Annotated in this window: 28 protein-coding genes; 19 read left to right on the forward strand and 9 right to left on the reverse strand. The window is 64.5% G+C overall.

What is annotated here, in order from left to right:
• Positions 1-49: 49 nt before the first annotated feature.
• From rbfA to KFF05_18335, 11 genes are all read left to right on the forward strand, one after another.
• Positions 50-493: a 30S ribosome-binding factor RbfA gene (gene rbfA / locus KFF05_18285; protein ID UTW51806.1), complete on the forward strand. Its 444-nt coding sequence runs from the start codon at positions 50-52 to the stop codon at positions 491-493.
• A gap of 12 nt (positions 494-505) precedes the next feature.
• Complete coding sequence (truB, locus tag KFF05_18290; GenBank protein UTW51807.1) at positions 506-1,447, forward strand: tRNA pseudouridine(55) synthase TruB; 942 nt, start codon at positions 506-508, stop codon at positions 1,445-1,447.
• A 30-nt stretch (positions 1,448-1,477) separates the two neighbouring features.
• Positions 1,478-1,747: a 30S ribosomal protein S15 gene (rpsO, locus tag KFF05_18295; protein ID UTW51808.1), complete on the forward strand. Its 270-nt coding sequence runs from the start codon at positions 1,478-1,480 to the stop codon at positions 1,745-1,747.
• A gap of 236 nt (positions 1,748-1,983) precedes the next feature.
• Positions 1,984-4,170 (forward strand): polyribonucleotide nucleotidyltransferase, encoded by a 2,187-nt coding sequence (pnp, locus tag KFF05_18300; GenBank protein ID UTW51809.1) that lies wholly within the window; start codon positions 1,984-1,986, stop codon positions 4,168-4,170.
• A gap of 190 nt (positions 4,171-4,360) precedes the next feature.
• On the forward strand, positions 4,361-4,930 hold the full coding sequence (gene fabA, locus KFF05_18305) for a 3-hydroxyacyl-[acyl-carrier-protein] dehydratase FabA (protein ID UTW51810.1): 570 nt from the start codon (positions 4,361-4,363) through the stop codon (positions 4,928-4,930).
• Between the two features lie 12 nt (positions 4,931-4,942).
• Positions 4,943-6,163 carry a beta-ketoacyl-ACP synthase I gene (gene fabB, locus KFF05_18310; GenBank protein UTW51811.1) on the forward strand — a complete coding sequence of 407 codons (1,221 nt, stop codon included), beginning with the start codon at positions 4,943-4,945 and terminating at the stop codon, positions 6,161-6,163.
• A gap of 36 nt (positions 6,164-6,199) precedes the next feature.
• A complete protein-coding gene (gene fabI, locus KFF05_18315) occupies positions 6,200-7,060 on the forward strand; it encodes an enoyl-ACP reductase FabI (protein UTW51812.1) in 861 nt (286 codons plus the stop codon).
• Positions 7,061-7,200: 140 nt separating this feature from the next.
• Positions 7,201-7,647, forward strand: coding sequence for a transcriptional repressor (locus KFF05_18320; GenBank protein ID UTW53790.1), 447 nt, complete (start codon positions 7,201-7,203; stop codon positions 7,645-7,647).
• Between the two features lie 195 nt (positions 7,648-7,842).
• Entirely contained in the window at positions 7,843-8,259 is a 417-nt protein-coding gene (locus tag KFF05_18325; GenBank protein UTW51813.1) for a rubrerythrin family protein, read from the forward strand.
• Positions 8,260-8,475: 216 nt separating this feature from the next.
• Complete coding sequence (locus KFF05_18330) at positions 8,476-9,816, forward strand: glycerol-3-phosphate dehydrogenase (protein UTW51814.1); 1,341 nt, start codon at positions 8,476-8,478, stop codon at positions 9,814-9,816.
• Between the two features lie 4 nt (positions 9,817-9,820).
• Positions 9,821-10,411 (forward strand): DUF3501 family protein, encoded by a 591-nt coding sequence (locus tag KFF05_18335; GenBank protein ID UTW51815.1) that lies wholly within the window; start codon positions 9,821-9,823, stop codon positions 10,409-10,411.
• Between the two features lie 54 nt (positions 10,412-10,465).
• Here KFF05_18335 and KFF05_18340 read toward each other — a convergent pair whose 3' ends face one another.
• Positions 10,466-10,966, reverse strand: coding sequence for a hypothetical protein (locus tag KFF05_18340; GenBank protein ID UTW53791.1), 501 nt, complete (start codon positions 10,964-10,966; stop codon positions 10,466-10,468).
• 294 nt (positions 10,967-11,260) lie between these two features.
• Here KFF05_18340 and KFF05_18345 point away from each other — a divergent pair, with 294 nt between their 5' ends.
• The 3 genes from KFF05_18345 (at position 11,261) to KFF05_18355 (ending at position 14,520) form a co-directional block, all read left to right on the forward strand.
• On the forward strand, positions 11,261-12,247 hold the full coding sequence (locus KFF05_18345; protein UTW51816.1) for a D-glycerate dehydrogenase: 987 nt from the start codon (positions 11,261-11,263) through the stop codon (positions 12,245-12,247).
• Between the two features lie 67 nt (positions 12,248-12,314).
• A complete protein-coding gene (pabB, locus tag KFF05_18350; protein UTW51817.1) occupies positions 12,315-13,697 on the forward strand; it encodes an aminodeoxychorismate synthase component I in 1,383 nt (460 codons plus the stop codon).
• A gap of 13 nt (positions 13,698-13,710) precedes the next feature.
• A complete protein-coding gene (locus KFF05_18355; protein ID UTW51818.1) occupies positions 13,711-14,520 on the forward strand; it encodes an aminotransferase class IV in 810 nt (269 codons plus the stop codon).
• Positions 14,521-14,596: 76 nt separating this feature from the next.
• On the opposite strand, the gene KFF05_18360 is transcribed toward KFF05_18355, so the two are convergent.
• From KFF05_18360 to coaBC, 6 genes are read right to left on the reverse strand one after another with little or no spacing between them, the layout of a single operon-like run.
• Positions 14,597-15,061, reverse strand: a complete 465-nt coding sequence (locus KFF05_18360) for a DsrE family protein (protein UTW51819.1) — start codon at positions 15,059-15,061, stop codon at positions 14,597-14,599.
• The gene (moeB, locus tag KFF05_18365; GenBank protein UTW51820.1) at positions 15,036-15,881 is read right to left on the reverse strand and encodes a molybdopterin-synthase adenylyltransferase MoeB; all 846 of its coding nucleotides are present in this window, start codon (positions 15,879-15,881) and stop codon (positions 15,036-15,038) included. The genes KFF05_18360 and moeB overlap by 26 nt, the downstream gene beginning before the upstream one ends.
• Positions 15,882-15,889: 8 nt before the next feature.
• Entirely contained in the window at positions 15,890-16,870 is a 981-nt protein-coding gene (cysK, locus tag KFF05_18370) for a cysteine synthase A (protein UTW51821.1), read from the reverse strand.
• A gap of 43 nt (positions 16,871-16,913) precedes the next feature.
• Positions 16,914-17,369, reverse strand: coding sequence for an Rrf2 family transcriptional regulator (locus KFF05_18375; GenBank protein UTW51822.1), 456 nt, complete (start codon positions 17,367-17,369; stop codon positions 16,914-16,916).
• 4 nt (positions 17,370-17,373) lie between these two features.
• Positions 17,374-17,832, reverse strand: coding sequence for a dUTP diphosphatase (dut, locus tag KFF05_18380; protein ID UTW51823.1), 459 nt, complete (start codon positions 17,830-17,832; stop codon positions 17,374-17,376).
• Positions 17,829-19,058 carry a bifunctional phosphopantothenoylcysteine decarboxylase/phosphopantothenate--cysteine ligase CoaBC gene (gene coaBC, locus KFF05_18385; GenBank protein ID UTW51824.1) on the reverse strand — a complete coding sequence of 410 codons (1,230 nt, stop codon included), beginning with the start codon at positions 19,056-19,058 and terminating at the stop codon, positions 17,829-17,831. Before coaBC ends, dut begins: the two co-directional genes overlap by 4 nt.
• A 186-nt stretch (positions 19,059-19,244) precedes the next feature.
• Between coaBC and KFF05_18390 the strand changes: the two genes are divergently transcribed.
• The gene (locus KFF05_18390) at positions 19,245-20,867 is read left to right on the forward strand and encodes a hypothetical protein (GenBank protein UTW51825.1); all 1,623 of its coding nucleotides are present in this window, start codon (positions 19,245-19,247) and stop codon (positions 20,865-20,867) included.
• Between the two features lie 19 nt (positions 20,868-20,886).
• On the opposite strand, the gene ubiB is transcribed toward KFF05_18390, so the two are convergent.
• Both ubiB and ubiE read right to left on the reverse strand, forming a co-directional pair.
• Positions 20,887-22,428, reverse strand: coding sequence for a 2-polyprenylphenol 6-hydroxylase (ubiB, locus tag KFF05_18395; GenBank protein ID UTW51826.1), 1,542 nt, complete (start codon positions 22,426-22,428; stop codon positions 20,887-20,889).
• 23 nt (positions 22,429-22,451) lie between these two features.
• Entirely contained in the window at positions 22,452-23,264 is an 813-nt protein-coding gene (gene ubiE / locus KFF05_18400) for a bifunctional demethylmenaquinone methyltransferase/2-methoxy-6-polyprenyl-1,4-benzoquinol methylase UbiE (GenBank protein UTW51827.1), read from the reverse strand.
• 82 nt (positions 23,265-23,346) lie between these two features.
• Here ubiE and mutM point away from each other — a divergent pair, with 82 nt between their 5' ends.
• From mutM to rpsT, 4 genes are all read left to right on the forward strand, one after another.
• Positions 23,347-24,177, forward strand: a complete 831-nt coding sequence (gene mutM / locus KFF05_18405; GenBank protein ID UTW51828.1) for a bifunctional DNA-formamidopyrimidine glycosylase/DNA-(apurinic or apyrimidinic site) lyase — start codon at positions 23,347-23,349, stop codon at positions 24,175-24,177.
• A gap of 14 nt (positions 24,178-24,191) precedes the next feature.
• A complete protein-coding gene (locus tag KFF05_18410) occupies positions 24,192-24,557 on the forward strand; it encodes a hypothetical protein (GenBank protein UTW51829.1) in 366 nt (121 codons plus the stop codon).
• Positions 24,558-24,615: 58 nt separating this feature from the next.
• Entirely contained in the window at positions 24,616-25,392 is a 777-nt protein-coding gene (locus KFF05_18415) for an enoyl-CoA hydratase (GenBank protein UTW51830.1), read from the forward strand.
• Positions 25,393-25,518: 126 nt separating this feature from the next.
• The gene (gene rpsT, locus KFF05_18420) at positions 25,519-25,785 is read left to right on the forward strand and encodes a 30S ribosomal protein S20 (GenBank protein UTW51831.1); all 267 of its coding nucleotides are present in this window, start codon (positions 25,519-25,521) and stop codon (positions 25,783-25,785) included.
• The last annotated feature ends 742 nt before the right edge of the window (positions 25,786-26,527 follow it).

Below are 26,527 nucleotides of genomic sequence, written 5' to 3' on the forward strand. Positions count from 1 at the left end.
CGGGCGGGGCCAGCGGGCCCCGCCGGCCGGCCAATGGTAGCGCATCGCCATGTCAGAAAAATCCCGTAAACGGCAGGCCGGGGCCAAGCCGCCCTCGCAGCGCCAGCTTCGCGTCGGCGAGGAACTGCGCCACGTTCTGGTGCGTATCCTGGAACGCCGCGATTTCCGCGACCCGCTTTTGGCCGAGGCCAATCTCACGGTGACCGGCGTCGACGCCAGCCCGGACCTGCGCCGGGCCACGGTGTTCGTGGTGCCGCTCGGCGGCAGCGTGATGAGCGACATCGACACGGATGCGGTCCTTAAGGCGCTCAACCACGCCACGCCCTATATCCGCCGCCAGGTCGCCCGCGAGATCAGCCTCAAGTTCCTGCCCCAGTTCTCCTTCCGCTTGGATCACAGCTTCGAGCATGCCGGGCGCATCGGCGCCATTCTGCATGACCCCCGCGTGCGCCGCGACCTGGAAGCCCCGGGCGACCCGGCGGACGACGAGTAGGCCCGGCGCAGGATGGGCCGTCGCCGCAAGGGTCTCGCCATTCACGGCTGGATCAATCTCGACAAACCGTTGGGCGTGACCTCGACCCAGGCCGTGGGCCGGGTCAAACGCCTGTTCAATGCGGCCAAGGTCGGCCATGGCGGGACCCTCGATCCGCTGGCCACGGGCATTCTGCCGATCGCGCTGGGTGAGGCGACCAAGACCGTGGCCTATGCCATGGACGGGGAAAAGGAATACGTATTCACAATCCGTTTCGGAATCGAGACGGAGACCGGAGACGGCGAGGGTGCCGTGTCGGCGGAAAGCGATGAGCGGCCCTCGGATGCCGAGATCACGGCCGCCCTGCCGGCCTTCATCGGCGAGATCGACCAGGTGCCGCCGCGCTATTCGGCGATCAAGGTTGATGGCGCCAGGGCCTATGATCTGGCCCGCGGCGGCGAGGATTTCGAGATGAAATCGCGCCGCGTGACGGTTCTCGGCCTGACCCTCGACAGCCGCCCCGATGCCGACCATGCGGTGATCCGCTGCCGCTCGGGCAAGGGGGTTTATGTGCGCTCCCTGGCCCGCGATCTGGCGCGGGCTCTCGGCACCGTCGGGCATGTTTCCGTGCTGCGCCGGACGGCGGTCGGACCGTTCACGGAGAAGGGGTCGATTTCGCTAGATAATCTGGAGGCTCTGGGGCATAGTGCGCGCGATTCCGGGCACCTCCTGCCCGTCGAGACCGCGCTGGACGACATCCCGGCGCTGGCCCTGACGGAAGCCGAGGCCCGGCGGCTGGCCCAAGGACAGGCCATTGCGGCCCTTCCCGTCGCCAGCCGTTCGCCGTTCAAGAACATCCGCCAAGGCGACATGGTTTCGGCCATGCTCAACGATCGGCTGGTGGCTCTGGCGGAGATCAAGGGCGGTGAAATCCGTCCTGTACGGGTTCTGAACCTGGATGGTTCCGAAACCTGATCTTCAACAATCAAGAACAGGAGTATGACGATGTCGATTACCGCTGAGCGGAAGCAGGAACTTATTGGTGAGTTCCAATCGGGCAACGGCGACACCGGATCGCCCGAAGTTCAGGTCGCCATTCTGACCGAACGGATCGCCAATCTCACCGAACACATGAAAACCCACAAGAAGGATTTCCATTCCCGGCGTGGTCTTCTCATGATGGTCGGCCAGCGCCGGCGCCTGTTGGACTATCTGAAAAAGAAGAACGACGGCCGCTACGACGCGCTGGTCAAGCGCCTGGGTATTCGGCGCTAATTTGCAGGAATGGGCGTGCATCCGTCATCTGACGGAATGTTCTCCGTGGGCGGCCAGGGTACGGATGCCGCCTTTTGCCCCGCCGTTTTCCGCGCCCCGGGCAGCAATGCCCGGGCGACGGCGACGGAAAACGCTTCGGGGTCGGGCCGCCGGCAGGGTGCCGGAGACCCAACGGGCAGGGGTCCGCGATTGGCGCGGGCTTCCGGTCCCACGTACGTTTGTAGGAAGAGTAGAAAATGATGTTTCAAGAGTTTCGTAAGGAAATTGACTGGGGTGGGCGCAAGCTGATCCTAGAGACCGGTAAGGTCGCGCGGCAAGCCGACGGCGCCGTGATTGCCACCTATGGCGACACCAAGGTGCTGTGCACCGTGGTCGCGGAAAAGACGCCCCGTCCGGGCATCGATTTTTTCCCGCTGGCCGTCCATTACGTCGAAAAGGCCTATGCCGCCGGTAAGATTCCGGGTGGCTTTTTCAAGCGCGAAGGCCGCCCCGGCGAAAAGGAAATTCTCACCTCGCGTCTGATCGACCGGCCCATCCGGCCGCTGTTCGCGCCGGGTTACAAGAACGAAGTGCAGGTCATCTGCACGGTCCTGACCCACGATCTGGAAAACGATCCGGACGTGCCGGCCATGATCGGCACCTCGGCCGCTCTCTGCATCTCGGGTGCCCCCTTCATGGGCCCCATCTCGGGCTGCCGCGTCGGCCTGATCGACGGTGCGTTCGTGCTCAACCCGACCTGTGACCAGATGGCCGAAACCAAGCTGGACCTGTTCGTCGCCGGCACCCAGGAAGGCGTGCTGATGGTCGAATCGGAAGCCCACGAATTGTCGGAAGACGACATGCTGGGCGCGGTGATGTTCGGCCACAAGGCCAACCAGGACGTTATCAAGGGCATCATCGAGCTGGCCTCGGCCTGCGCCAAGGACCCGGTCGATCTGCCGGCCGAACCGGAAGGCAAGAAGGCCCTGGCCGACAAGGTCAAGGCGCTCGCCGAAGACGGCCTGCGCGACGCCTACAAGGAAACCGTCAAGCAGTTGCGTCAGGAAAAGATCTCGGCCGTGAAGGCCAAGGTCGCGGAAGACCTGGCGGCTGACGACAGCATCGACCAGGACCTGGTCGGCGCGGCCCTCGGCGGCATCCTGAAGAAACTGGAAAGCGACATCGTGCGTCGCGACATCCTGGACACCGGCAAGCGCATCGACGGCCGTGACACCAAGACCGTGCGGCCGATCGCCGCGGAAGTCGGTGTTCTGCCCCGGACCCACGGGTCGTCCCTGTTCACCCGCGGGGAAACCCAGGCCCTGGTGGTTGCCACGCTCGGCACCGGTCAGGACGAACAGATCATCGACGATCTGGCCAACGATCACCGCCGTACCTTCATGCTGCACTATAACTTCCCGCCGTTCTCGGTTGGTGAAGCGGGCCGTTTCGGCTTTACCGGGCGGCGTGAAATCGGCCACGGCAAGCTGGCTTGGCGGGCGCTTAACCCGCTGATGCCGTCGAAGGACGAATTCCCCTACACGATCCGCGTGGTGTCGGAAATCACCGAATCCAACGGCTCGTCCTCGATGGCCACGGTCTGCGGCACCTCGCTGTCGCTGATGGATGCGGGCGTTCCGCTGCCGCGTCCGGTGGCGGGTATCGCCATGGGCCTGATCAAGGAAGGCGATGAATTCGCGGTCCTGTCGGACATCCTGGGTGACGAAGATCACCTGGGCGACATGGACTTCAAGGTCGCCGGTTCGTCCGAGGGCATCACCTCCCTGCAGATGGACATCAAGATCACCTCGATCACCGAGGAAATCATGAAGATCGCCCTGGGCCAGGCCAAGGAAGGCCGCCTGCACATCCTGGGCGAAATGTCCAAGGGTCTGACCTCGGCCCGTGAAGGGGTTGCGGATACCGCACCCCGGATCACCCAGTTCACCATCAACAAGGATAAGATCCGCGAAGTCATCGGCCCGGGTGGCAAGATGATCCGCGAAATCTGCGAGGTGACGGGTGCCAAGATCGACATCGAAGACGACGGCACCGTGCGTGTCGCCGCCGTTGATGCGGCCGCCGGCGAAGCCGCCATCGACTGGATCAAGTCGATCACGCAGGAACCGGAAATCGGCGCCATCTACAACGGCAAGGTCGTGAAGGTCGTCGATTTCGGCGCTTTCGTGAACTTCATGGGCGCCAAGGACGGTCTGGTCCACATCTCGGAGCTGGCCAACGAACGGGTCGGCCAGGTCACCGACGTCGTCAACGAAGGCGACCAGGTGAAGGTCAAGTTGATCGGCATCGATGACCGCGGCAAGGTCAAGCTCTCCATGCGGGTCGTCGACCAGGAAACCGGCACGGACATCACCGACCAGGTCGGTGAACGGTCCGGCGGCGGTGGCCGGGGCGGCAAGCCGCGTGAGACGCAGGACGCCTAAGCGGCATCCGGTCTACATACGAAGTGCCTCAGAGGGCGGTACCGGAAGCGGTGCCGCCCTTTGTCATCGGGCTGTTCGCCACGGTTGCCTTGGGGCGGATTCTCTGGCTATTGTGCGGCTTAGATCAAGGTCAAGAATCCGGTTCCAAGCGGCCCGGGAAAACAGAAACGTAAAGCCGTGTTGCCGGGGAATGCCCGCATTCAAGACGGCTTGCCCAAGGGAGGCGGGCAGGAATGGCCGCAAGCGTGTGAGCAAGAAAAACGCCTATTCCTATGAAGATTTGATCGCCTGCGGGAAGGGCGAATTGTTCGGTCCCGGCAACGCGCAGCTGCCGCTGCCGCCGATGCTGATGTTCGACCGAATCACGGGGATTTCCGATGAGGGCGGCGCCAACGGCAAGGGTTATGCCGAGGCGGAATTCGACATCAATCCGGACCTGTGGTTCTTCAAATGCCATTTCCAGGGCGACCCGGTGATGCCCGGATGCCTGGGCCTCGATGCCCTGTGGCAGCTGCTGGGTTTTTACCTGGGTTGGACGGGCGCACCCGGCCGCGGTCGGGCCTTGGGCGTCGGCTCGGTCAAGTTCACGGGCCAGGTTCAGCCGGATGCCAAATTGGTCCAGTACCGCATTGATATCCGGCGTGTCATGGCGCGCCAGATCACCCTCGGCATCGCCAACGGCGTGATGCTCGTGGACGGCAAGATCGCCTACGAAACCGAGGATTTACGCGTAACCTTGTTTACCGCCCCCGAAGGGTAGTAAGAGAAGCCCATGAGACGAGTGGTCGTTACCGGAATGGGAATCGTGTCACCGATCGGCAGCAACGTTGCCGAGGTGACGGACAGCCTGCGCGCAGGGCGCTCGGGCATCGTTTTTTGCCCGGAGTATGCGGAGCGCGGGTTCCGCTCGCACCTGCATGGTGCTCCGACGATCGATATGGACGACAAGATCGACCGAAAGCTGCGCCGCTTCATGGGCGACGGGGCGGCCTATGCCTATGTCGCCATGCAGGAAGCCATGGCCGACGCCGGGCTTTCCGAAGCCGACGTGTCCGATGAGCGCACGGGTCTCGTCATGGGCTCGGGCGGGCCGTCGACCTCGGCCCTGATCGATGCCGCCGACACGGCCCGCGATAAGGGCGCCAAACGCATCGGCCCCTATGCGGTGCCCAAGGCCATGTGTTCCACCGTGTCGGCCAACATGGCCACGGCCTACCACATGCGCGGTCTCAGCTATTCCATCTCGTCGGCCTGTTCGACCTCGGCCCATTGCATCGGCAACGGGGCGGAGCTGATCCAATGGGGCAAGCAGGACGTGGTCTTCGCCGGCGGCGGCGAGGAACTGCATTGGTCCCTGACCGTGCTGTTCGACGCCATGGGGGCGCTGTCCTCCAAATATAACGACACGCCCGAACGCGCATCGCGTCCCTTCGACGCCGACCGCGACGGCTTCGTGATCGCCGGCGGTGCCGGTGTGGTGGTGCTTGAGGAGCTGGAGCGCGCCCAAGCCCGGGGTGCGAAGATCTACGGCGAAGTGGTCGGCTACGGTGCCACTTCCGACGGCGTTGACATGGTCGCCCCCTCGGGCGAAGGGGCCATGCGTTGCATGCGCTTGGCGACGGCGGGCCTCGGCAATACCAAGGTCGATTACATCAACGCGCACGGGACCTCGACCCCGGCCGGGGACATGACCGAACTCAAGGCGATTCAAGAAGTGTTCGGCGCGCATAAGCCGAAGATTTCCTCGACCAAGTCGCTGACCGGCCATTCCCAGGGGGCCACGGGCGCGCACGAGGCGATCTATTCCTTGATCATGCTGAACAACGATTTCATCGCCGCCTCCGCCAACGTGGAAAACCTCGACCCGGAAGCGGGCGATGCGGAAATCGTGACCAAGCGGATCGACGGCGCGGGCCTGAACTGCGTGCTGTCCAATTCCTTCGGCTTTGGCGGGACCAACGCCACGCTGGCATTCAAGCGGCTTGAAGCTTAATCGACGGGCCATCGCCGGCCCCGCAGGAGAAGACCCATGAACGGCCCCGTTGACGGATCTGGCGTGCCCCCGCAGGACACACCCGATGCGCCCGCCCTGCGCTCCAACATCATGGCCGGCCGTCGGGGCCTGGTGCTGGGTGTCGCCAACGATCATTCCATCGCCTGGGGGATCGCCCGGACCCTGAGCCAACACGGCGCGGACATCGCCTTTACCTATCAGAACGATGCCATCGCCAAGCGGGTGACTCCGTTGGCGGCGTCTCTCGGGTCGACCCTGGTCTTGCCCTGCGAGGTCGAAGACCAGGCCTCCATCGACAGCGTGTTTCAGCGCCTCAAGGCGGAATGGGGCGGGCTCGACTTCGTGGTCCATGCCGTCGCCTATTCCGACAAGGACGAGCTCAAGGGCAAATACCTGAACACGTCGCGCGACAACTTCCTGCGCACCATGGACGTCAGCTGCTATTCCTTCACGGCCCTGGCCCGTGCCGCCGCCGACATGATGGGCGAGGGCGGCTCGCTGATTACCCTGACCTACACGGGCTCGACCCGCGTGATGCCCAATTACAACGTCATGGGCGTGGCCAAGGCGGCGTTGGAAGCCAGCGTGCGTTATCTCGCCGCCAACCTGGGTCCCCAGGGCATCCGGGTCAACGCGATTTCGGCCGGTCCCATGCGCACACTTGCCGGCAGCGCCATCGGCGGCGCGCGCCATGTCTACAAGTGGAATCAGCGCCACGCGCCGCTGAAGCGCACGGTGCGGCTGGAGGATGTCGGGGGGGCGGCGCTCTACCTGCTGTCCGATCTGTCGGCCGGCGTCACCGGCGAGGTTCACCACGTCGATTCCGGCTACAACATCATCGGCCTGCCGAACCCGGAAGATATGGTCGACGATTGAGGTTTCGGGCGGCTTGGCCGCCGGGCAGGGCTTAACAATTAAGCCTGGAATAAACCTTAGACATCTTTATATAATCATTCTAATTCTGAAAACGGCGCCCGGAGCGCCGCACAGTAGAGGTGCGCGACCGAATGATGAAGATGCACATCCCCCACGACACGCCGTCCCACGACGCCCGGCCCTTCAGCCAGATTTTGGACCGGCTGCGCGGCGCCGGCCTGCGTCCGACGCGCCAGCGCATGGCGCTCGCCAAGCTGCTGTTCGAAGGCGGCGATCGCCATTTGACGGCGGAAATGCTGCACGCGGACGCCCAGTCGGCCAACGTGCGGGTGTCGCTGGCCACCGTCTACAACACGCTGCACCAGTTCCACCGCGCGGGCCTGCTGCGTGAGATTGTCGTTGATTCCCAACGCACCTACTTCGACACCAACATGTCGGACCATCATCATTTCTATTTCGATCAGTCGGGCGAACTGGCCGACATTCCGGGCGACCAGGTCGAAGTCGCGGCCCTGCCGGCCGCGCCGGACGGCATGGAAGTGTCGCGCGTCGACGTCGTCGTGCGGGTGCGCCCCCAAGGCGCCTGACGAGGGCGCCTGCCGGCCGCGCAAGGCCGCGGTCTTTATGACATCTGATCTTCTGCGACGCGGCCCTTTTCAGGGCGTGCGGAAGTATGTCTTCATAAGATTATATTAATTCTAAACTTGACAGCAACCCACTGTCATCGCATAACCTTTGTGTCTAAAAATCTTGTCCACCAAACATACCTAGGGAGTCATGCAATGAGCCTCAAAGGCAGCCAGACCGAAGAAAACCTGAAAGCCGCGTTCGCCGGGGAATCCCAGGCCAACCGCCGCTATCTCTATTTCGCCCAGAAGGCCGACGTCGAGGGCTACAACGACGTCGCCGCCGTGTTCCGGTCGACGGCCGAAGGCGAAACCGGCCATGCCCACGGCCACCTGGAATTCCTCGAAGAAACCGGTGACCCGGCCACGGGCGAGCCGATCGGCCCGACGGGCGACAACCTGAAGGCCGCCATCGCCGGTGAAACCCACGAATACACCGACATGTATCCCGGGATGGCCAAGACGGCCCGTGACGAAGGCTTCGACGAAATCGCCGATTGGTTCGAAACCCTCGCCAAGGCTGAAAAGTCCCACGCCGGCCGCTTCCAGAAAGCGCTCGACAGCCTGGACTAATCCGCCAGGATTAAATCCGCATGATCCGGTTGCGGCGCGGGCGGTCATACCGTCCGCGCCGGCCGGATGAAAACCGCAATGCGCCGTGCGGCCAACGTGCGGTGCGTTCGCGGTAATTCGATAGCTTTATATCCGGTCAGACCGCTTTCGGGGGAGGAAGCGCGTCCCTGTCGATCCGCCGCCCGGGTTTCCCCGGCCGCATGAAAAGGACATGACATGAGCGAAGGCAGCCTGGAAGCCCCGATCCGCCACGTGATTCCCTGGCAGGACCCCGATTTCTACGATGAGGAAAAGCTCGACGCGGAACTGCGCCGGGTGTTCGATATCTGTCACGGATGCCGGCGTTGCTTCAATCTGTGCGACAGCTTCCCGCGCCTGTTTGACCTGATCGACGAGTCCGAATCCGGCGAGCTCGACACCGTCGACAGCGCAGATTTCAAGCCGGTCGTGGATGCCTGCACGCTCTGCGACATGTGCTTCCTGACCAAATGTCCTTACGTGCCGCCCCATGAATTCAACCTGGATTTCCCGCATCTGATGCTGCGCGCCCGCGCCATCGACCAGAAGAAGGGCAAGGTTCCCTTCGCCGCCCGGGAAATGACCAAGACGGACCGCAACGGCAAGCTGGCCTCCGCCGTGGCGCCGGCCGTCAACTGGGCCTGCAAGTGCGACAACGGCCTGACCCGCCCGGCCATGGAAAGCCTGGCCGGCATCCACCGCGACGCTAAACTGCCGGAATTCCACGCCAAGACCTTCCAGGACCTGGCCAAGACGCCGCCCGCCGTGGATCCGGCCGGCCCGGCCCACGGCCGCAAGGCCGTGCTGTACGCGACCTGTTTCGCCAACTTCAATAATCCCGGCATCGGCACCTCGGCCCAGGCCGTGTTGGCCAAGAACGGGGTCGAGACGGAGGTCGTCTATCCCCGCTGCTGCGGCATGCCGCAGTTGGAACAGGGCGACATCGCCGCCGTTGCCGAAGCCGCGCGCGAGGTTTCGGCCGAACTCTGCCAATGGATCGACAAGGGTTATGAGATCATCGGCTTGGTGCCGTCCTGCGCCCTGATGATGAAATTCGAATGGCCGCTGATCCTGCCCGACGACGAAAATGTGAAAAAGCTAGCGGCCCATACCTCGGACATTACCGAATACGTCGTCGCCATTGCCAAAAAGGAAGGCCTGGCCGACGGCATGACACCCTTGGCCGGCGGCGTCACGGCGCATATCGCCTGCCACGCCCGGGCCCAGAACATGGGCCAGAAAGGGGCGGAAATGCTGCGCCTGGTGCCCGACACGGACGTCAAGGTGATCGAGCGCTGTTCCGGCCACGGCGGATCCTGGGGCGTGACCAAGGAATTCTTCGAGGTCGGACTCAAGGTCGGCAAGCCCGCCGCCCGTCAGGCGGCCAAGAACGAAACGCCCTTCGTGGTCTCCGAATGTCCGTTGGCCCGCGACCACATCATCCAGGGGATGGAGCGCCTCGACGCGGACGTCAGCGGCATCAACCATGCCCAACACCCCATCGAACTGATGGCCATCGCCTACGGCCTGAAAGATTAATTCCATGCCCAACAAGCACGAGATCACCACCGCCGATATCCTGCCGATGGACGTTTACGGCCGTGAACGGGCCGAGCGGCGCAAGCGCATGACCGAAATCAAGCGCAACCGCCGTGTCGCCGTCGGCCCCGACGCTACGTTCTATTTCGAAAGCTTCGACACCATGTTTCATCAGGTGCACGAAATGCTGTTCATCGAAAAAGGCGGGGCGGATCAGGTGCCCGACGAATTGGCCGCCTACAACCCCCTGATCCCCAAGGGCCGGGAACTTGTCGCCACCTTGATGTTCGAAATCGACGATCCCGTGCGCCGCGCGCAGTTCCTGGACGGTCTTGGCGGGGTCGAGGAAACGGTGACCTTCGAATTCGCCGGGGAAAGTGTCGCAGGCGTGCCGGAAGCCGACATCGACCGCACCACCGCCGACGGCAAGGCGTCGAGCGTGCAGTTCCTGCACTTTCCCTTCACCGACGCCCAGGCCGCCAAGTTCAAGGACGCCGGCACCCAGGTGCAGTTGCAGATCGCCCATGAAAAATACGGCCATATCGCGATTCTGCCCGCCCCGGTGAAGGACGCCCTGGCCGGCGATTTCGATTAAGCGAACGTTCGAGGGTGAAGAGACGGCGCGGCGGGCCATGGGCCCGCCGTTTCGTTATTCGACCGCCTCGTCCTTGCGCACGCCCCACAGCTCGACCCGGCGGATCCAGCCTTCGAAGCCGGCGGCGCGGACCCGGCACCAGCCGCTGTCCTTGGGGCAGACGGCGATGCGGACGATGACGTCGGGCTCCAGCCGGGCAAGCGCCCGCGCGTCGCTGCTGGCCTCGGCGCGCAGGGTGCGCGTACGGCCCAGTACGATGGACGTGCGTTCGCCGTCCAGCATGGTCTGATGGACCCAGCCCTGGGTGCCCTGGTGGTCGCGCACCTTGCGCCAGGTCTGGAACTCGGCGATCACCTCGATGGGCAGATGGCGGCGGCGGTAGACCCAGTCGACGGGATACTGCACGCCGGGGCCGGAACGCATGTTGACCTCACCGGCGCGCAAAGACACGAAACGCGGCAGCGGCTGCCCTGAAGGGGTGTTGGATGTGGTTCCGGAAGCCTGCCCCGGCCCCTGCGCCCGGACGGCCTGAGGCAGCAGGGCGACGGTCAGCATGATGACGGCCAGCACCACAGCCCGGGACCAGATGGTGATGGGGCGTGCGGTTTGGCTGCGGCGGGCGAATAGCCGGTTCATGCGGGTCCTCGGGTCCTGGGGCGCTGGGGGGAATCAGCGTATGCGCCCAAGCCGGTCCTTGGCGTCGGTCTTGAGGGACTTATCGCCATCACGGCGCGGGCCGTCAAGGCCCTTGCCCGGTGAAGACGGGTCCCGGTCCCGGGCGTTTCATGATGCTATAGACACGGGCTATGATAAGTTGCTATGGCCCCGATGAACGGAGACCGACCGACCATGTCCAATAAAAAGCCCCGCGTCGTCGTCACGCGCAAACTGCCCGACGCCATCGAAACCCGCATGATGGAACTGTTCGATGTGCAGTTGAACCTGGATGACAAGGCGATGACCAAGGCGCAGCTGATCGCCGCCGTCGCCAATGCGGACGTTCTGGTGCCGACGGTCACCGACCGCATCGACGCCGCCATTCTGGCCCAGACCGGTGATCGCCTGCGCCTGATCGCCAATTACGGCACGGGTGTCGACCATATAGATCTGGCCACCGCACGTCAGCGCGGCATCACCGTCACCAACACCCCCGACGTGTTGACCGAGGACACGGCCGACATGACCATGGCGCTGTTCCTTGCCGTGTCGCGGCGCATCGCCGAGGGTGAGCGCGTGATGCGCACGGGCGAATGGCAGGGCTGGTCCCCGACCTGGATGCTCGGCCACCGCATCAACGGCAAACGTCTCGGCATCATCGGCATGGGCCGCATCGGCCGCGCTGTTGCGCGCCGTGCGCGCGGTTTCAACATGGCGGTCCACTATCACAATCGCAAACGCGTGCATGAGTCCGTGGAGAACGAGCTGGAAGCCACCTATTGGGAAAGCCTGGATCAGATGCTGGCCCGGGTCGATTTGGTCTCCGTCAACTGCCCGCATACGCCGGCAACCTACCATCTTCTGTCGGCGCGGCGCCTGCAGCTGCTGCAGCCCCACTGCATCATCGTCAACACGGCACGCGGTGAAGTGATCGACGAAAACGCCCTGACCCGCATGCTCGAAGCCGGCGACATCGCCGGGGCGGGTCTTGACGTGTTCGAACACGAACCCGCCGTGAATCCCAAATTGCTTGCCCTCGACAACACGGTCCTGCTGCCCCATTTGGGCAGTGCCACGGTCGAAGGCCGCGTCGACATGGGCGAAAAGGTGCTGATCAACATCAAGACCTTCGTCGACGGGCACAAGCCGCCGGACCGCGTGCTGGGCGACGCCTTCTGATCCCGCCCGGCCCGCTCTGGGCCGGAACGCAACAGGGAATGCGCCGCGCCGCGGCGCCGATACCGTCATGCATATCGCCCAACCCCTCCACGTGCAGCCGATCCCCTTCGTGGATCCCGTGGACGCCTTCGAGGCCTTCGCCGATGATCCCGTCGCGGCCCTGCTCGACAGCGCCGACGCGGTCGGCGGGCGCGGGCGCTATGCCTTCCTGGCGGGCGATCCCTATCACGTGCTGGAGGCCGGTGCTGAGGACGACCCCTTTGGCCAGTTGGCCCATGAATTGGCCCGTGTGCGCACGGAATCCGTGCCCGGCCTGCCACCGTTTCAGACCGGGGCCGTCGGCGTGCTGGGTTACGAGTTGGGCAGTGCGCTGGAGCGCCTGCCCGACCGCAAACCGGGCGGCCTGAATTTCCCTGACATGGTCATGGGCTTCTACGACACGGTCGCCGTATTCGACATGAAGCTGCGCAAGGCCTGGGTTCTGGCCAGCGACGTCAGCCGCCGCACGGGCGGACCGCGCCGCCCCGGCCGCGAGGCCCGGGCCAAGACCATGGCGGCCCGGATCCGGGACGTGCAGCCGGTGGCCGAGCCGCCGGGCCTGGACCTGACCTGGCGCGCCGATCAGACCCGGGCCGAGGTCGAGGCCCGCATCGCCCGCGCCATCGACTACATCCACCTGGGCGACATCTTCCAGGCCAATATCGCGCAGCGTTTCCTCACCGATCTGCCGACGGAAACCCGGCCCTATGACGTCTACCGGCGGCTCAGGCGCATTTCCTCCGCCCCCTTCGCGGCGTTCCTCAATTGCGGCAAGGGCCGGGCGGTGATTTCCGCCTCGCCGGAACGGTTCCTGTCGCTGGGCCCCGGCGGGGTTATCGAAACCCGCCCCATCAAGGGCACGCGGCCACGCGGCGTGACCACGGACGAGGACCGGGCCCTGGCCGCCGCCCTGATCGCCTCGGAAAAGGACCGGGCGGAAAATCTGATGATCGTCGACCTGTTGCGCAACGACCTGTCGCGGGTCGCGCGGATCGGTTCCGTGCGGGTGTCCAAGCTGTTCGAGCTGGAAACCTTCGCCCGGGTCCATCATCTGGTGTCGGAGGTTCAGGCCGACATCGCCGAAGGGCTGGACGCGGTCGATCTGTTGCGCGCGACCTTCCCCGGCGGATCGATCACCGGGGCGCCGAAGATCCGCGCCATGGAAATCATTCACGAACTGGAGCCCGTCCCGCGCGGGCCCTACTGCGGGGCGGTGGCCTGGCTTGGGTTCGACGGGGCCATGGATTCCGCCATCGCCATCCGCACCATGACCTATGCGGACGGCGTGGTCGCCGCCCAGGCCGGGGGCGGCATCGTCGCCGACAGCGATCCGGCGGATGAATTCGAGGAAAGCATGACCAAGATCAAACCGCTGCTGGCCGCCCTCGACGGCCGGGTGGCGCTGCCGTGAAGGGCACCGGGACATGATCATCGATCTCAACGGCAACCTGGTCGCGGCGGCGGATGCGCGCCTTGATCCCTTCGACCGAGGCTTCACCCTGGGCGACGCCATATTCGAAAGCCTGCGGGTGCGGGACGGGGCACCGGAATTCGCGGCCGAACATCTGGCCCGCCTGGCCCAGGCGTCTGACGTCACAGGCATTCCCCTGCCCTTTACCCAAGATCAGGCGCTGGACCGCATGGCGCGGCTGATCGACGCCAACAAGATGACCGACGCGGCGCTGCGCCTTACGGTCAGCCGGGGCGCCGCCGCCCGCGGTGTCGCCGCACCCAAGGCCGAGGACTGCCGGCCCACGGTGGTGATCTCCGTCCACCCCCTGCCGCCGACGCGGGGTGCTGTGGTCGGCATGATCACGGCGACGGTGACCCGGCGTAACGAGCACTCGCCCTTTTCCCGCGTCAAGGCGACGCCCTACCTGGACAGCATCATCGCCCTGGAAGAAGCCCGCGCCGAGGGCGCCCAGGACGCGGTGCTGCTGAACACGGCGGGCCGCGTGGCCTCGGCCTGTTACGCCAACCTGTTCGCGGTGATCGACGGGCGCCTGGTCACGCCGCCCTTGGCCGATGGGCCGCTGCCGGGGGTGACACGGGGCCGCGTGCTGGCGGCGCTGGGCGGGGCGGAACAAAGCCTGACGCCCGAAGACCTGGCCCGCGCAGATGAAATCTTTCTGACCAACAGCTTCGGCGTGCGCCCCGTGGGCGTACTCGATGGCCGCCTGCTTGCCCCCATGCCGGGCGCGATGACGCAGAAGGCGCAGGCCTTCGTCGGCTGAACCCCGCCTATCAAATAAACAGGGTCGCAAAACCCTCGCGCCCCATGGGGCGCGTGCCGGTTGTTTTGCGTATCGTTCAGATAAAAATGATGGCTCCGTCTTTGGAGGCATCATTGAGAAAGGTCACCAGCCCGCCCGGCTGCACCGGTACATCTTCGCGGAGCGGCATGGCTTCCAGCCCGCGGGCGCGCAGGCCCATTTCGCAGACCATGAAGGTCACGCCCATCTCGACACAGGCGCTGAGCAGGACCTCGAACGTGGCGACGCCCTGGGCCTCATAGCGATCATCGAGGGTGCCGCCCGGTTGCACGTGGGATTGGCCGCCCAGGCCCTGGCCCACGGGCAGGTCGCGCCAGGCGGCGTCGTCACCCAGCGCCTTACAGGCGTCCATGGTGAAAAACAACGTCACAGCCCGGTCGACGGCGGCGGCGGCCGCCGCCGTCGCCAGGGCGTAATGGATCTTGTCGTACTCGCCCGCATAGACGATGACCGACAGCTTGTCAGGCGGCGTGGTGTCAGCCGGCGGCGCAGGTTCGGCCATCTGCGGCCCCCTCATGGCTGGAGAGATCGGTGATCGTCGGATTGTCGCCGCACAACGGGCAGCCAGGATCGGCCTTGACCTTGATCTTGCGGAAATTGGCGGCAAGCCCTTCGTAGACCATCAGATGGCCCGACAGGCTGTCACCGATGCCGAGCAGTTCCTTGAGGATTTCCGTCGCCTGCAATGATCCCATGGTGCCGCAGAGCGCGCCCAGCACCCCGGCCTCGGCGCAGGACGGAATCTGGCCCGGCGGTGGGGCTTCGCGGAAGATGCAGCGATAGCAGGGGCCGTGATGACCGTCGCCGTCGGTTTCATGGGCCTTGAAGGTCGCCAATTGGCCGTCGAAACGCAGGATGGCCGCGGTGACCAGGGGCTTTTTCGCGAAATAGGCGGCGTCGTTGATCAGGAAGCGGGTTTCGAAATTGTCGGAGCCGTCGGCGACCAGATCGTATTGCGCCATCAGATCGAGGGCGTTGTCCGGCGTGATGCGTTCGAAATGGGGGACCAGGGTGACGTCCGGGTTGATGGCGGCCAGGGTCGCCTTGGCACTTTCCACCTTGGGCATGCCGACCGACGCCGTCTGATGGACGATCTGGCGCTGCAGGTTGGATAGGTCCACCGTATCGTCGTCGATCACGCCGATGGTGCCGACCCCGGCGGCGGCCAGATACAGCAGCACGGGCGATCCCAGCCCCCCGGCACCGATGACCAGAACCCGGCTCGACAGCAGCTTGGCCTGGCCGATGCCGCCGACCTCTTTCAGCAGGATGTGCCGGGCGTAGCGGTTGACCTGGTCCTCGGAAAAGTCGGTGAAGTCCATATTCTTGCCTATTCGCCCAGGCCCGCGAACAGATCGGTCGACAGGTAGCGTTCGGCGAAGCTGGGCAGGATCACGACGATGCGGGCGTCGGTCAGATTGTCGCGGGCCGCCAGTTCCAGGGCCGCCGCCACGGCGGCACCCGACGAAATGCCGCAGGGCAGGCCTTCCAGCCTTGCGATCTTGCGCGCCGTCTCGATGGCGCGGTCGTTGCCGATCTGCAGCACTTCGTCGATTTCCTTGGTGTCCAGGTTCGCCGGCACGAAACCGGCGCCGATGCCCTGAATCTTGTGCGGCCCCGGCAGGCCGCCGGACAGGATGGCTGAGTCCTCGGGCTCGACCGCGACGACCTTGAGCTTCGGGTTGTACTTGCGCAGAACCTGAGCGCAGCCGGTCAGCGTGCCGCCCGTGCCGACGCCGGAGATCAGCACGTCGACCTTGCCGCCCGTGTCCTTCCAGATTTCCTCGGCCGTGGTGTTGCGGTGGATTTCCGGATTGGCCGGGTTTTCGAACTGCTGCAGCATGACCGCACCCGGCGTGCTGTCGACGATTTCCTTGGCGCGCTCGATCGCACCCCGCATGCCGAGGGGCGCCGGGGTCAGTTCCAGTTCCGCCCCCAGAAGGTAGAGCATCTTGCGCCGCTCCAGCGACATGCTTTCCGGCATGGTCAGGATCAGCCGGTAGCCCTTGGCGGCGGCGACGAAGGCGAGCGCGATGCCCGTGTTGCCCGAGGTCGGCTCGACCAACGTGGCGCCGGCCTTGAGGCGGCCGTCCCGTTCGGCGGCTTCGATCATGTTCAGGCCGATGCGGTCCTTGACCGACGACAGGGGATTGAAGAACTCGCACTTGCCGACGATATCGGCGGTCACGCCGGTGTCCTCGGTCATGCGCTTCAGGCGGATCAGGGGCGTGGCGCCCACCGTGTCGATGATGCTGTCGTAGATGCGACCCCGGAATTCACCCTGCGCGCGGGCACCCTTTGCCGTGTCCATGGAACTCGTCTCCTCCGAATGGGTTTCCTCTTAGATGAGGATGCTAGATCGTGAAATCCAGGTTGGGCCGGCCTTCGCTGTCGACCCCGGCCTGATGGGCCTTGAGGCACAATTCGTCGATCGACGTGGCATCCAGGCGGACCATGGCGGCTTCGCGCAGTTCCGCCCACAGGGGCCGCACGACCTTGAGCCCCAGGTCCGAACCGTCGGCGTCTTCCAGAATATCATCGGCACCGTCGGCGCCGGCGATCACACGCACGATGTCGCCCACGGAAATGCGCCGGCGCTCGCGGGCCAGGCGGTAGCCGCCCTTGGGCCCCCGCACGCCGACCAGGATGTCCGCCTTCACCAATTGCTGCAGGGCCTGTTCCAGATAGCGCCGGGGAATGCCCTGGCGGCGCGTGATGTCGCGGCTCTGCACGGGCTGGGCGCCCATGTGATAGGCCACGTCCAGCACCGCCTCGATGGCGTAAAGCGTCTTTTTCGATAGTCGCAGCATGTGGTCAGGCCCCCCCCGTACCGGTCGATCCGAAGCCGCCCGTGCCTCGGGTTGTGCTCTCCAGGTCCGCCCGCTCATCCCAGGCGATTTGCGTGACCGGCGCGATGACCATTTGGGCGATGCGCATGCCGGGTTCAATTTCAAAGGCCTCGGAATTTAGGTTTATCAGAATGACTTTGATCTCGCCGCGGTAGTCGGCGTCGATGGTGCCCGGGCTGTTGAGCACCGTAATCCCGTGCTTGGCGGCCAGGCCGGAGCGCGGCCGCACCTGCGCCTCATACCCCTGGGGCAGGGCGATGGCGATGCCCGTGGGCACCAGGGCGCGGGCCATGGGATCAAGCATCATGGATTGATCCAAAGCCGCCAAAAGGTCCAATCCCGCCGCATCCGCCGTGGCATAGGCCGGCAGCGCCAGGGCCGCGCCATGGGGCAGGCGTTGAACGGGAACGGTCAGGGCGGTCATTCGGCGTCCGCGCCCGTCGCGGCGGCGGCCGCCGTGACATGATCGGCGATGCGTTGGGCCAACCGCTCGCCGACCTGGGTCTTGGTCTGCGGCGGCCAATCCTCGACCCCCGATCCGGTGACCAGATGCACCCGGTTCATGTCGCCGCCGAAGGTGCCCGTTTCCGGCGACACGTCGTTGGCGCAGATCCAGTCGCAGCCCTTGCGGTTCCGCTTGGCCACGGCATGGCCGACCACGTTTTCCGTCTCGGCGGCGAAGCCGACGACCAGGGCCGGGCGGTTCTTTCCGGGGGCCGACAGGGTCGCCAGGATGTCCGGGTTTTCGGCCAAGGCCAGGGCCGGCAGGCTTTTGCCGTCCTTCTTCATCTTTTCCGGGGCCTGGTCGGCGGTCCGCCAATCGGCCACGGCGGCGGCGCAGACGGCGATATCGGCGGGCAGGGCCTCGGCGCAGGCGGCCAGCATGTCGCGGGCCGTCTCCACATGCACGGTGGCGACGCCGACCGGATCCTTCAAGGTGACCGGCCCGGTGACCAGGGTCACGCGGGCTCCTAAGGCCGCCAGCGCCGATGCGATGGCATGGCCCTGCTTGCCGGACGACCGGTTGGCGATATAGCGCACAGGGTCGATGGGCTCATGGGTCGGCCCGCTGGTGACCAGGGCGTGCTTGCCCCGAAGGGGCTGGCCGCCGTGAAAGAAATCGATCAGGGCCTGGGCGATGTCCAAGGGTTCGGTCATGCGCCCGGGGCCGAACTCGCCGCAGGCCATGTCGCCGTCTTCCGGGCCGATCACGGTGACGCCGCGCGATTTCAATGTGTCGATATTGGCCTGGGTCGCCGCGTGCTCCCACATGCGCACGTTCATGGCGGGGGCGACGATCACCGGCTTGTCCGTCGCCAGCAGCGCCGTGGTCGCCAAATCCGTGGCCAGCCCTTGCGCCATCTTGGTCAGCACGTCGGCCGAGGCCGGGGCGACCAGGATCACGTCGGCGTCGCGGGACAATTGGATATGGCCCATTTCCTGCTCGTCCGTCAGGTCGAACAGGTCCTGATAGACCTTGTCGCCGGTGACAGCACCCAGCGCCAAGGGGGTCACGAACTGCGCCCCGCCCGCCGTCAGCACGCAGCGCACCTGGGCTCCCCGCTCCTTCAGGCGGCGGACCAGATCGGGCGTCTTATAGGCGGCGATCCCGCCCGTGACGATCAACAGGATGCGTTTTCCGGAAAGCATGTCTTTGGGCTGTCCCTTGCTGGCCGATCATTCCCGGCCCTATAAATACGCAAAGAACAGTGTACTTAAAGTAAATATTACCCCCCGGCAAGATTAAGGGAGCGGGTGGCCATTCCGGGGACGGCGTTCCTCTAGCCGCGTGATCCTTAGGTGACGGGTATATCCGGCGGTTGTAATATTCCGGCCATGGTCAAGAAACCCGCGAAACCCAAATCCTTCCGCGACCCCGTCGAACCCGAGACACGGGCGGAACGGCTGCTCGCGGACTGCGTCCTGAGCGGCGAAATCGCCGACGTCTCCGATTTCAAGGACGATGCGGAGAAGGTGGTGCGGGCGGCATTACTGCGCGACCTTTGCCTGAATGCAGAAAACCGGGACATTGACCCCCATGGCATTTGGTTAAAGGGCGCGAAGGTAACTGGCGCCCTCGAAATGGGAGGGGCGACCCTGGATCGAGCTCTTTCGTTCGTCGGTTGTATCTTCACGGACCGGCCGGTCTTTAGTGATGCCAAGGGCAAGCTGCTTGGGTTTTTTAAATGTACCTTGCCGGGGATTGCGGCAGACCGGCTTTCGCTTGAGGGGAGCCTGTCCTTACAGGGTGCCACGGTGACCGGCGAAATGCGCCTTCCAGGTGCCAAGATCGGTGCACAGGTTGATTGTTCCGGGGCGTCCCTCTCCAACGAAAATGGTAGGGCTTTCTTTGCGGATGGTCTTGAAGTCATGGGGGATTTGTTCTTTCCGGGCGTAACAGTGACCGGTGAAATACGCCTTCTGGGGGCCAAAGTAGGCGAACAAATTGCTTGCTTTGGGGCGATTTTCGGCAACGGAAACGGCGTAGCCTTTCATGCAGACCACCTTGAGGTTGGGGGCAGTTTGGTTTTTCAGAACGCGAAAGTAACCGGCGAAGTGCGCCTTGTGGGCGCCAAGGTGGGTGGGCAGGTCAATTGCGTCGAAGCGGTCTTCACTAACAAAGGTGGCGACGCTTTATCTGCGGATAACCTTGAAGTTCAGGCCTCCTTTTTCTTCACGGATTTGATGGCGCCAGTTATTGGTAAAATGAGTCTCATCCATGCCTCTGTCGAGACATTGTACGCAGACGGTAGCGGTTGGCCTGAGGAGGGCAACCTAAATCTTGATGGATTTCGCTATCGAACACTGGGCATTTACCAGCCGTGGGCAATCCTCCTGGGATGGATCGAACGGCAGCCTCCGGAGCAGTTCACGCCGCAGCCCTATGAACAAGCAATCAAGGTATATCGCGAGGCGGGGCATCTGGCCGATGCGCGCGAAATGGGTATCGCCAAGGAAGAAGCCTACCGAAAGCAGGGCGGGCTCGGTTGGAAGCATCGGGCGTGGTTATTGTTCGCCAAGTGGACCATTGCTTATGGCTACAAACCCTGGCGGGCTGGCGTGTGGATACTCTTCGCGGTCATGTTCGCCTGGATGGTCTTCAACAGCGCCTATCACCAGGGGTACATGCGTCCCGCGAAAGAACGCGTGTTCGTCCACCAATGCTTCAATGGCCCAGCCAAATCAGGTCAATGTTCCGCTTGGGTTGAGCGGAAACTGGACTGGCGGGCGGAACCTTTGCGCGTTCCCCAGGATTATCCGGCGTTCAATGGGTTGATGTATTCCCTGGACACGTTCTTTCCCTTCGTCGACTTCCATCAGGAAGCCTATTGGCTTCCCTTCGCGGGGGATCGCTTTGGCTGGTTCTTCCGGCTGTGGCTTTGGGTGCACATCATCGCCGGCTGGGTGCTCTCGACCATGGCGGTCGCCGGCCTGACGGGCCTGATCAAGAAAGACTAGGCAGGCCGGGGCCCGCCGTCTAATTCATCACGTTATAGGTAAAAATCACCGCCAGGATCACGACGATGATCCAGAGCAGGACCGGGGTGCGGGGTTTGTCCTCGCCGTCGCGCAGCAGGCGTACGGTTTCCGGGTCCAGGGTCAGGCGGCCTTCGGCCAGTCTGCGGGCGCCGATTTCCAAATCTTCCATGACGCGCGGCAGGCGTTCCGCGACTTCGGCAAGGCCCTGGAAGGTGTCCATGATCTTGGCCTCGGGCCCCAGGTTGGCGCGCATCCAGTCTTCGATCAGCGGCCTTGCCAGCACCCACATGTTGGTGTCGGGGTAGAGTTTGCGGCTTACCCCCTCGGCGGTCAGCATGGTTTTCTGCAGCAGCAGCAATTGCGGCTGGGTTTCCATGGCGAAGGTTTCCGTGACCTGGAACAGCTGGCCCAGCAGGCGGCCGATGGAAATCTCGTGCTGGGGCTTGTCCAGGATCGGCTCGGCGATGGAGCGGCAGGCCTGGGTGAAGGCGTCGACGGATTTGTCGCGGGGCACCCATCCGGCCTCGAAATGCACTTCGGCCGCGCGGCGGTAATCGCGGGTGAGGAAGCCCAGCAGCATTTCACCCAGGTTGCGCCGGGTCTTCTTATCGACCCGGCCCATGATGCCGAAGTCGACGGCGCCGATCGCCCCGTCCGCCATCACGAACAGATTGCCCGGGTGCAGGTCGGCATGGAAGAAGCCGTCGCGGAACACCTGGTTGAAGAAGGCGCGGGCCGCGTTTTCGACCACCGTCTTGGGATCGATCCCGGCGGCGGCGATGGCGTCCACGTCGTTGATGGGAAAGCCGTCGATGCGTTCCGTCGTCAGCACCCGCGATCCCGTGCGCGCCCAATCGACGGCGGGGATGACGAAGGTGTCGTCGCCGTCGAAATTGTCGGCCATTTCGGCGGCGGCGGCGGCTTCGAACCGCAGGTCCATTTCCAGTTCCACCGACTGGGCGATGGTTTCCACCACCTCGCGGGGTTTCAGGCGCTTCAAGTCCGGGCGGGCGCGCTCCATGACCCGCGCGGCCCAGCGGAACAGGTCGAGGTCGCGGCGGAACCGGGCCTCGATCCCCGGGCGCAAAATCTTCACCGCGACCTTGTCGCCCTCCGTCGTCTCGGCGAAATGGACCTGGGCGATGGAGGCGGCGGCCACGGGCTCGTCGTCGAAGGAGGCGAACAGGGTTTCCACCGGCACCTGGAATTCCTGCTCGATGGTCTGGCGGGCCAGGTCGGTGGAAAACGGCGGCAGGTCGTCCTGCAACTGCGCCAGGTCCTGGGTGATCTCCTCGCCCAACAGGTCCGGGCGGGTCGACAACGCCTGGCCCAGCTTGATGAAACTGGGCCCGGCTTCGGAAAGGGCATTGGCCAGGCGCTGGCCCGGCCGGCCCGGCACGGAGCGTTTGGACAGCAGCTTGGCCGCCTTGGCGACCGCCGGGGCGACGCCCAGGTCTTCCAGCGGGAACAGGGCATCGTGGCGCGCCAGCAGGCGGGCGATGGCGAACAGGCGCCAGAGATTGGAGAGATGACCGCTCATGCGTTCTGGGTCCCGGGCCGGTCTCAGGTGCGCCAGGCGGAATGGATGGCCGCGATCCCGCCCGTCAGGTTGCGGTATTCGGCGCGGGCCAGGCCGGCGGCGCCGATCATGGCCTTGAACTCTTCCTGGGGCGGAAAGCGGCGGATGCTTTCCGCCAGGTATTGATAGGAATCCCGGTCGCCGGCGATTTTCTCGCCCAGCACGGGCAGCACCTTGAAGGACCAGCGGTCGTAAATCTCGTCCAGCACCGGCAGGGCGACCTTGGAAAATTCCAGGCAGAGGAACCGGCCGCCCGGCTTCAGCACGCGCCGGGCCTCGGCCAGGGCGTTCTGCGGATGGGTCACGTTGCGGATGCAGAAGGCGGTGGTATAGGCGTCGAAGGAATTGTCGGGAAAGGGCAGGTTTTCCGCATCACCGGTGACCCAGTCGATGCCGCCTTGGTCGCGGCCTTTCAGCATGCCTTTATCAATGGCGCGGGCCTTGCCGACCTTCAGCATCTCCGTGTTGATGTCGCAGACCGCGACCGGGCCGCCGCCGCGCTCAAGGAACCGGAAGGCGATGTCGCCTGTGCCGCCGCCGACGTCCAGCAAGGTCATGCCCGGGCGCGGCCGCAGCCAGTCCAGCATGGCCGCTTTCCACAAACGGTGGATGCCGAGCGACATCAGGTCGTTCATGAGATCGTATTTGGAGGCGACGCTATCGAACACGCCCCGCACCAGCCCGGCCTTTTCGTCCTCGGCGACCTGTCGGAAGCCGAAGTGAGTTGTGCCGGCGGCAGCGCCAGGGGACGCGGATGTGTCCGCGTTATCAGGGGTTTCGGGCGTCTCTTTGATCATGGCGATGGAACATAGCGTAACCGGCCGGGACAGGCTACGTTCCTTGGACCTTCCCCGTCGTTTCCTTGCCCGAAGACCCGCCATGCCCGAACTGCCTGAAGTCGAAACCGTCCGCCGGGGGCTGATGCCCGCCATGCAGGGCAAGCGCCTGGACGCGGTGATCCCGCGCCGGCCCAACCTGCGCTTTCCCCTGCCCGACGGTTTCGGCCAGCGGCTCACGGGGCGCACGGTGGTCGATATCCGCCGGCGGGCCAAGTTCCTGATGTTCGATTTGGACAGCCCGGACGTGCTGATCGCCCATCTCGGCATGTCGGGCAGCTTTCGCTTAGGTGCCCATGCCTTCCCGGAAGAAAAGCACGACCATGTGATCTTCAAGATGTCCGGCGGCGGCGAGGTTCATTACAACGACCCGCGCCGCTTCGGCTTCATGGATTTATGGGCCGCCGCCGAGCTGGCGTCCTATCCCATGCTGGCCAAGCTGGGGCCGGAGCCCTTGGACGACGATGCCTTTTCGGGCGCTGTCCTGGCGGCGCGGCTCAAGGGCCGCAAGACGCCGATCAAGGCGGCGCTGCTGGATCAGGGCGTGGTCGCGGGCGTCGGCAATATCTATGCCTGCGAAGCGCTCTACCGGGCGGGCATCTCGCCCAAGCGTCTGGCCCATACGGTGCAGGGGGCCAGGGCCGACAAACTGGCCGATGCGGTGAAGGCGGTGCTGAAGGACGCCATCGCGTCGGGGGGCTCGTCCTTGCGCGATCATATCCGTCCCGATGGCGAACTGGGCTATTTCCAGCATTCCTTTGATGTCTACGGGCGCACGGGCGAAGCCTGCGCCAACGCGGCCTGCGGCCAGCCCATCCGCCAGATCCCCCAGGCCGGGCGATCGACTTTCTACTGTTCCCGTTGCCAGAGGTAGGGTATCACCGCCCCATGACCTTGATAGCCCGCCTGCGTCCCGGTTTCGTCGCCGCCCTTTTGTGGCTGGCGGCGGCGCTGCCCGCGGCCGCGCAGTTCGTCGGCGGCATCGACGACCTGCCGCTGATGCCGGGCCTGACCGACATCCCCGACGCCGGGGTGGTGTTCGAGACTCCGGCCGGGCGCATCGTCGAAGCCCAGGCCCTGACCGGCGGTCAGGATCAGGCCCAGGTGCGGGCGTTCTACGACGCCAGTTTGCCGCAGCTCGGCTGGGAAAAGATCAAAAGCGGCCAGTACCGCCGCGAAGGGGAAACCCTGCACTTGGAATTCCCGGACGGCCCCGTGCCGACCGTGCGGTTCCGCCTGGCGCCGGGTCCCTGACCGGCCCGCGCCGACGACATATCGAGACCCCTCATATTAAGGAACGGAAGCGACCCACATGGCTTACGAAAACATCATCGTTGAAACCCGCGGCGCCGTCGGGCTGATCACCCTCAACCGGCCGAAGGCGCTGAACGCGCTGAACAAGGCCCTGGTCGCCGAGATGCGCGACGCCCTCGACGTGTTCGAGGCCGATGACGCGATCGGCGCAATCGTCGTCACCGGATCGGAAAAAGCCTTCGCCGCTGGCGCCGACATTAAGGAGATGCAGGGCCAAAGCTGGATGGACGCCTATAAAAGCGACTTCATCACCAAGGATTGGGAACGCATCGCCTCCTGCCGCAAGCCGGTGATCGCCGCCGTGGCGGGTTATGCGCTCGGCGGCGGTTGCGAGGTCGCCATGATGTGCGATCTGATCATCGCCGGCGACAATGCGAAATTCGGGCAGCCGGAAATCACCATCGGCACCATTCCAGGCGCCGGCGGCACGCAGCGTCTGACCCGCGCCGTGGGCAAGGCCAAGGCCATGGAAATGTGCCTGACCGGGCGGATGATGGATGCGGAAGAGGCGGAACGGTCGGGGCTGGTCGCGCGCATCGTGCCCGCGGCTGATCTGGTCGAGGACGCGGTCAAGACGGCGCAGGCCATCGCCGGCATGTCGCGGCCGCTTGCCATGCTGGCCAAGGAAGCCGTCAACCGCGCGTTCGAGACGACCCTGTCCGAAGGGGTGCGGTTCGAACGACGCATGTTCCACGCGACCTTCGGGACCGAGGATCAGAAGGAAGGCATGGCCGCCTTCGCCGACAAACGGAAGCCGGAATTCAAGAACCGCTGAGCGGGTGGTGCAGGGCCCCGCGAAACGGCGGAACGGGGCCTTGTTTTCCGGGCTTGACCTGGGTCCGGCCCGCCGATATAACCGCGCCTTCCGAATTCAGACCCAGAGTTAGAAAAGGGTGTCCAGATGGCACATCATGCCTCGGCCAAGAAACGCATTCGTCAAACGGCCCGCCGCACGCAGGTCAACCGCACGCGCCTGAGCGCCGTGCGCACCTCGATCCGCAAGGTCGAAATGGCCATCGCCGGTGGCGACGCCGCCGCCGCCCAGGAAGCCTTCAAGGCGGCGCAGCCGCTCGTCATGCGCGGTGCGCAGAAAGGCATCCTGCACGCCAACATGGCGTCGCGGAAGCTGTCGCGCCTGGTCAAGCAGATCAAGGGCCTGTCCGCCTAAGGACGGCTCTCGACCGCGATTAAATACCGAAAGGGCCGTGCCGAAAGCACGGCCTTTTTCTTTGTCAGAACGGACGCGCAAACCATTGCTGGGACTCGGAAAAACACGCCCGCCGAGGCCCGCCGCGAAGGGGGCCGAGGGGACTCTCAGGGCCATTTTTGTCAAGGGAATTATTTTGCAAATTTGGGGGGCGTTCGCGATTCGTCTCATTGCCATCGACGGATCACGTCCGTAATATCCCCGTCGTCGTTGGGGGCTTCACGCCCACCGACGGACTCACTAAGACGCCGCCCGGCCGACACAAGCTAATAAAGAGAAAGGAGACTTGAGAAAAAGAGAGCCCTTTTTTCTTTTTGGTTTCGCGCGGCTTCAATAACCTTAAATCGAATTACTTATCGTTATTATAAGACCTGAATAATTTGTTATTTAATAATAGGCTAAAAAGCCAAACCTAAGGGGGGTGTGTCGCGGACAAAGTCTAATGTGTTCGCCGCTCATGCGGTGTCGTCTCTCGCGGCTCTAGAGAGGCGGCGGCGTGAAGGAGCCGTATTCCGGTTCCCGACACGGCGGCGGGCATAAATGAAAGACAAGCCGCGACAGCGCCGGCCGGTGGTTGTCCCCACCGGGCCTCATCGCCTCCCAACACCCAGGGAGGGGGAACCTTGGCCGTATGGCCGCCGGTCCCCCCTGATAATGAAAACAAGCACCGTCCGAATGGGCGGGACCGAATGTTGGTGGCAAA

Source organism: bacterium SCSIO 12827 (genome assembly GCA_024397995.1).
Taxonomy (GTDB): domain Bacteria; phylum Pseudomonadota; class Alphaproteobacteria; order Rhodospirillales; family Casp-alpha2; genus UBA1479.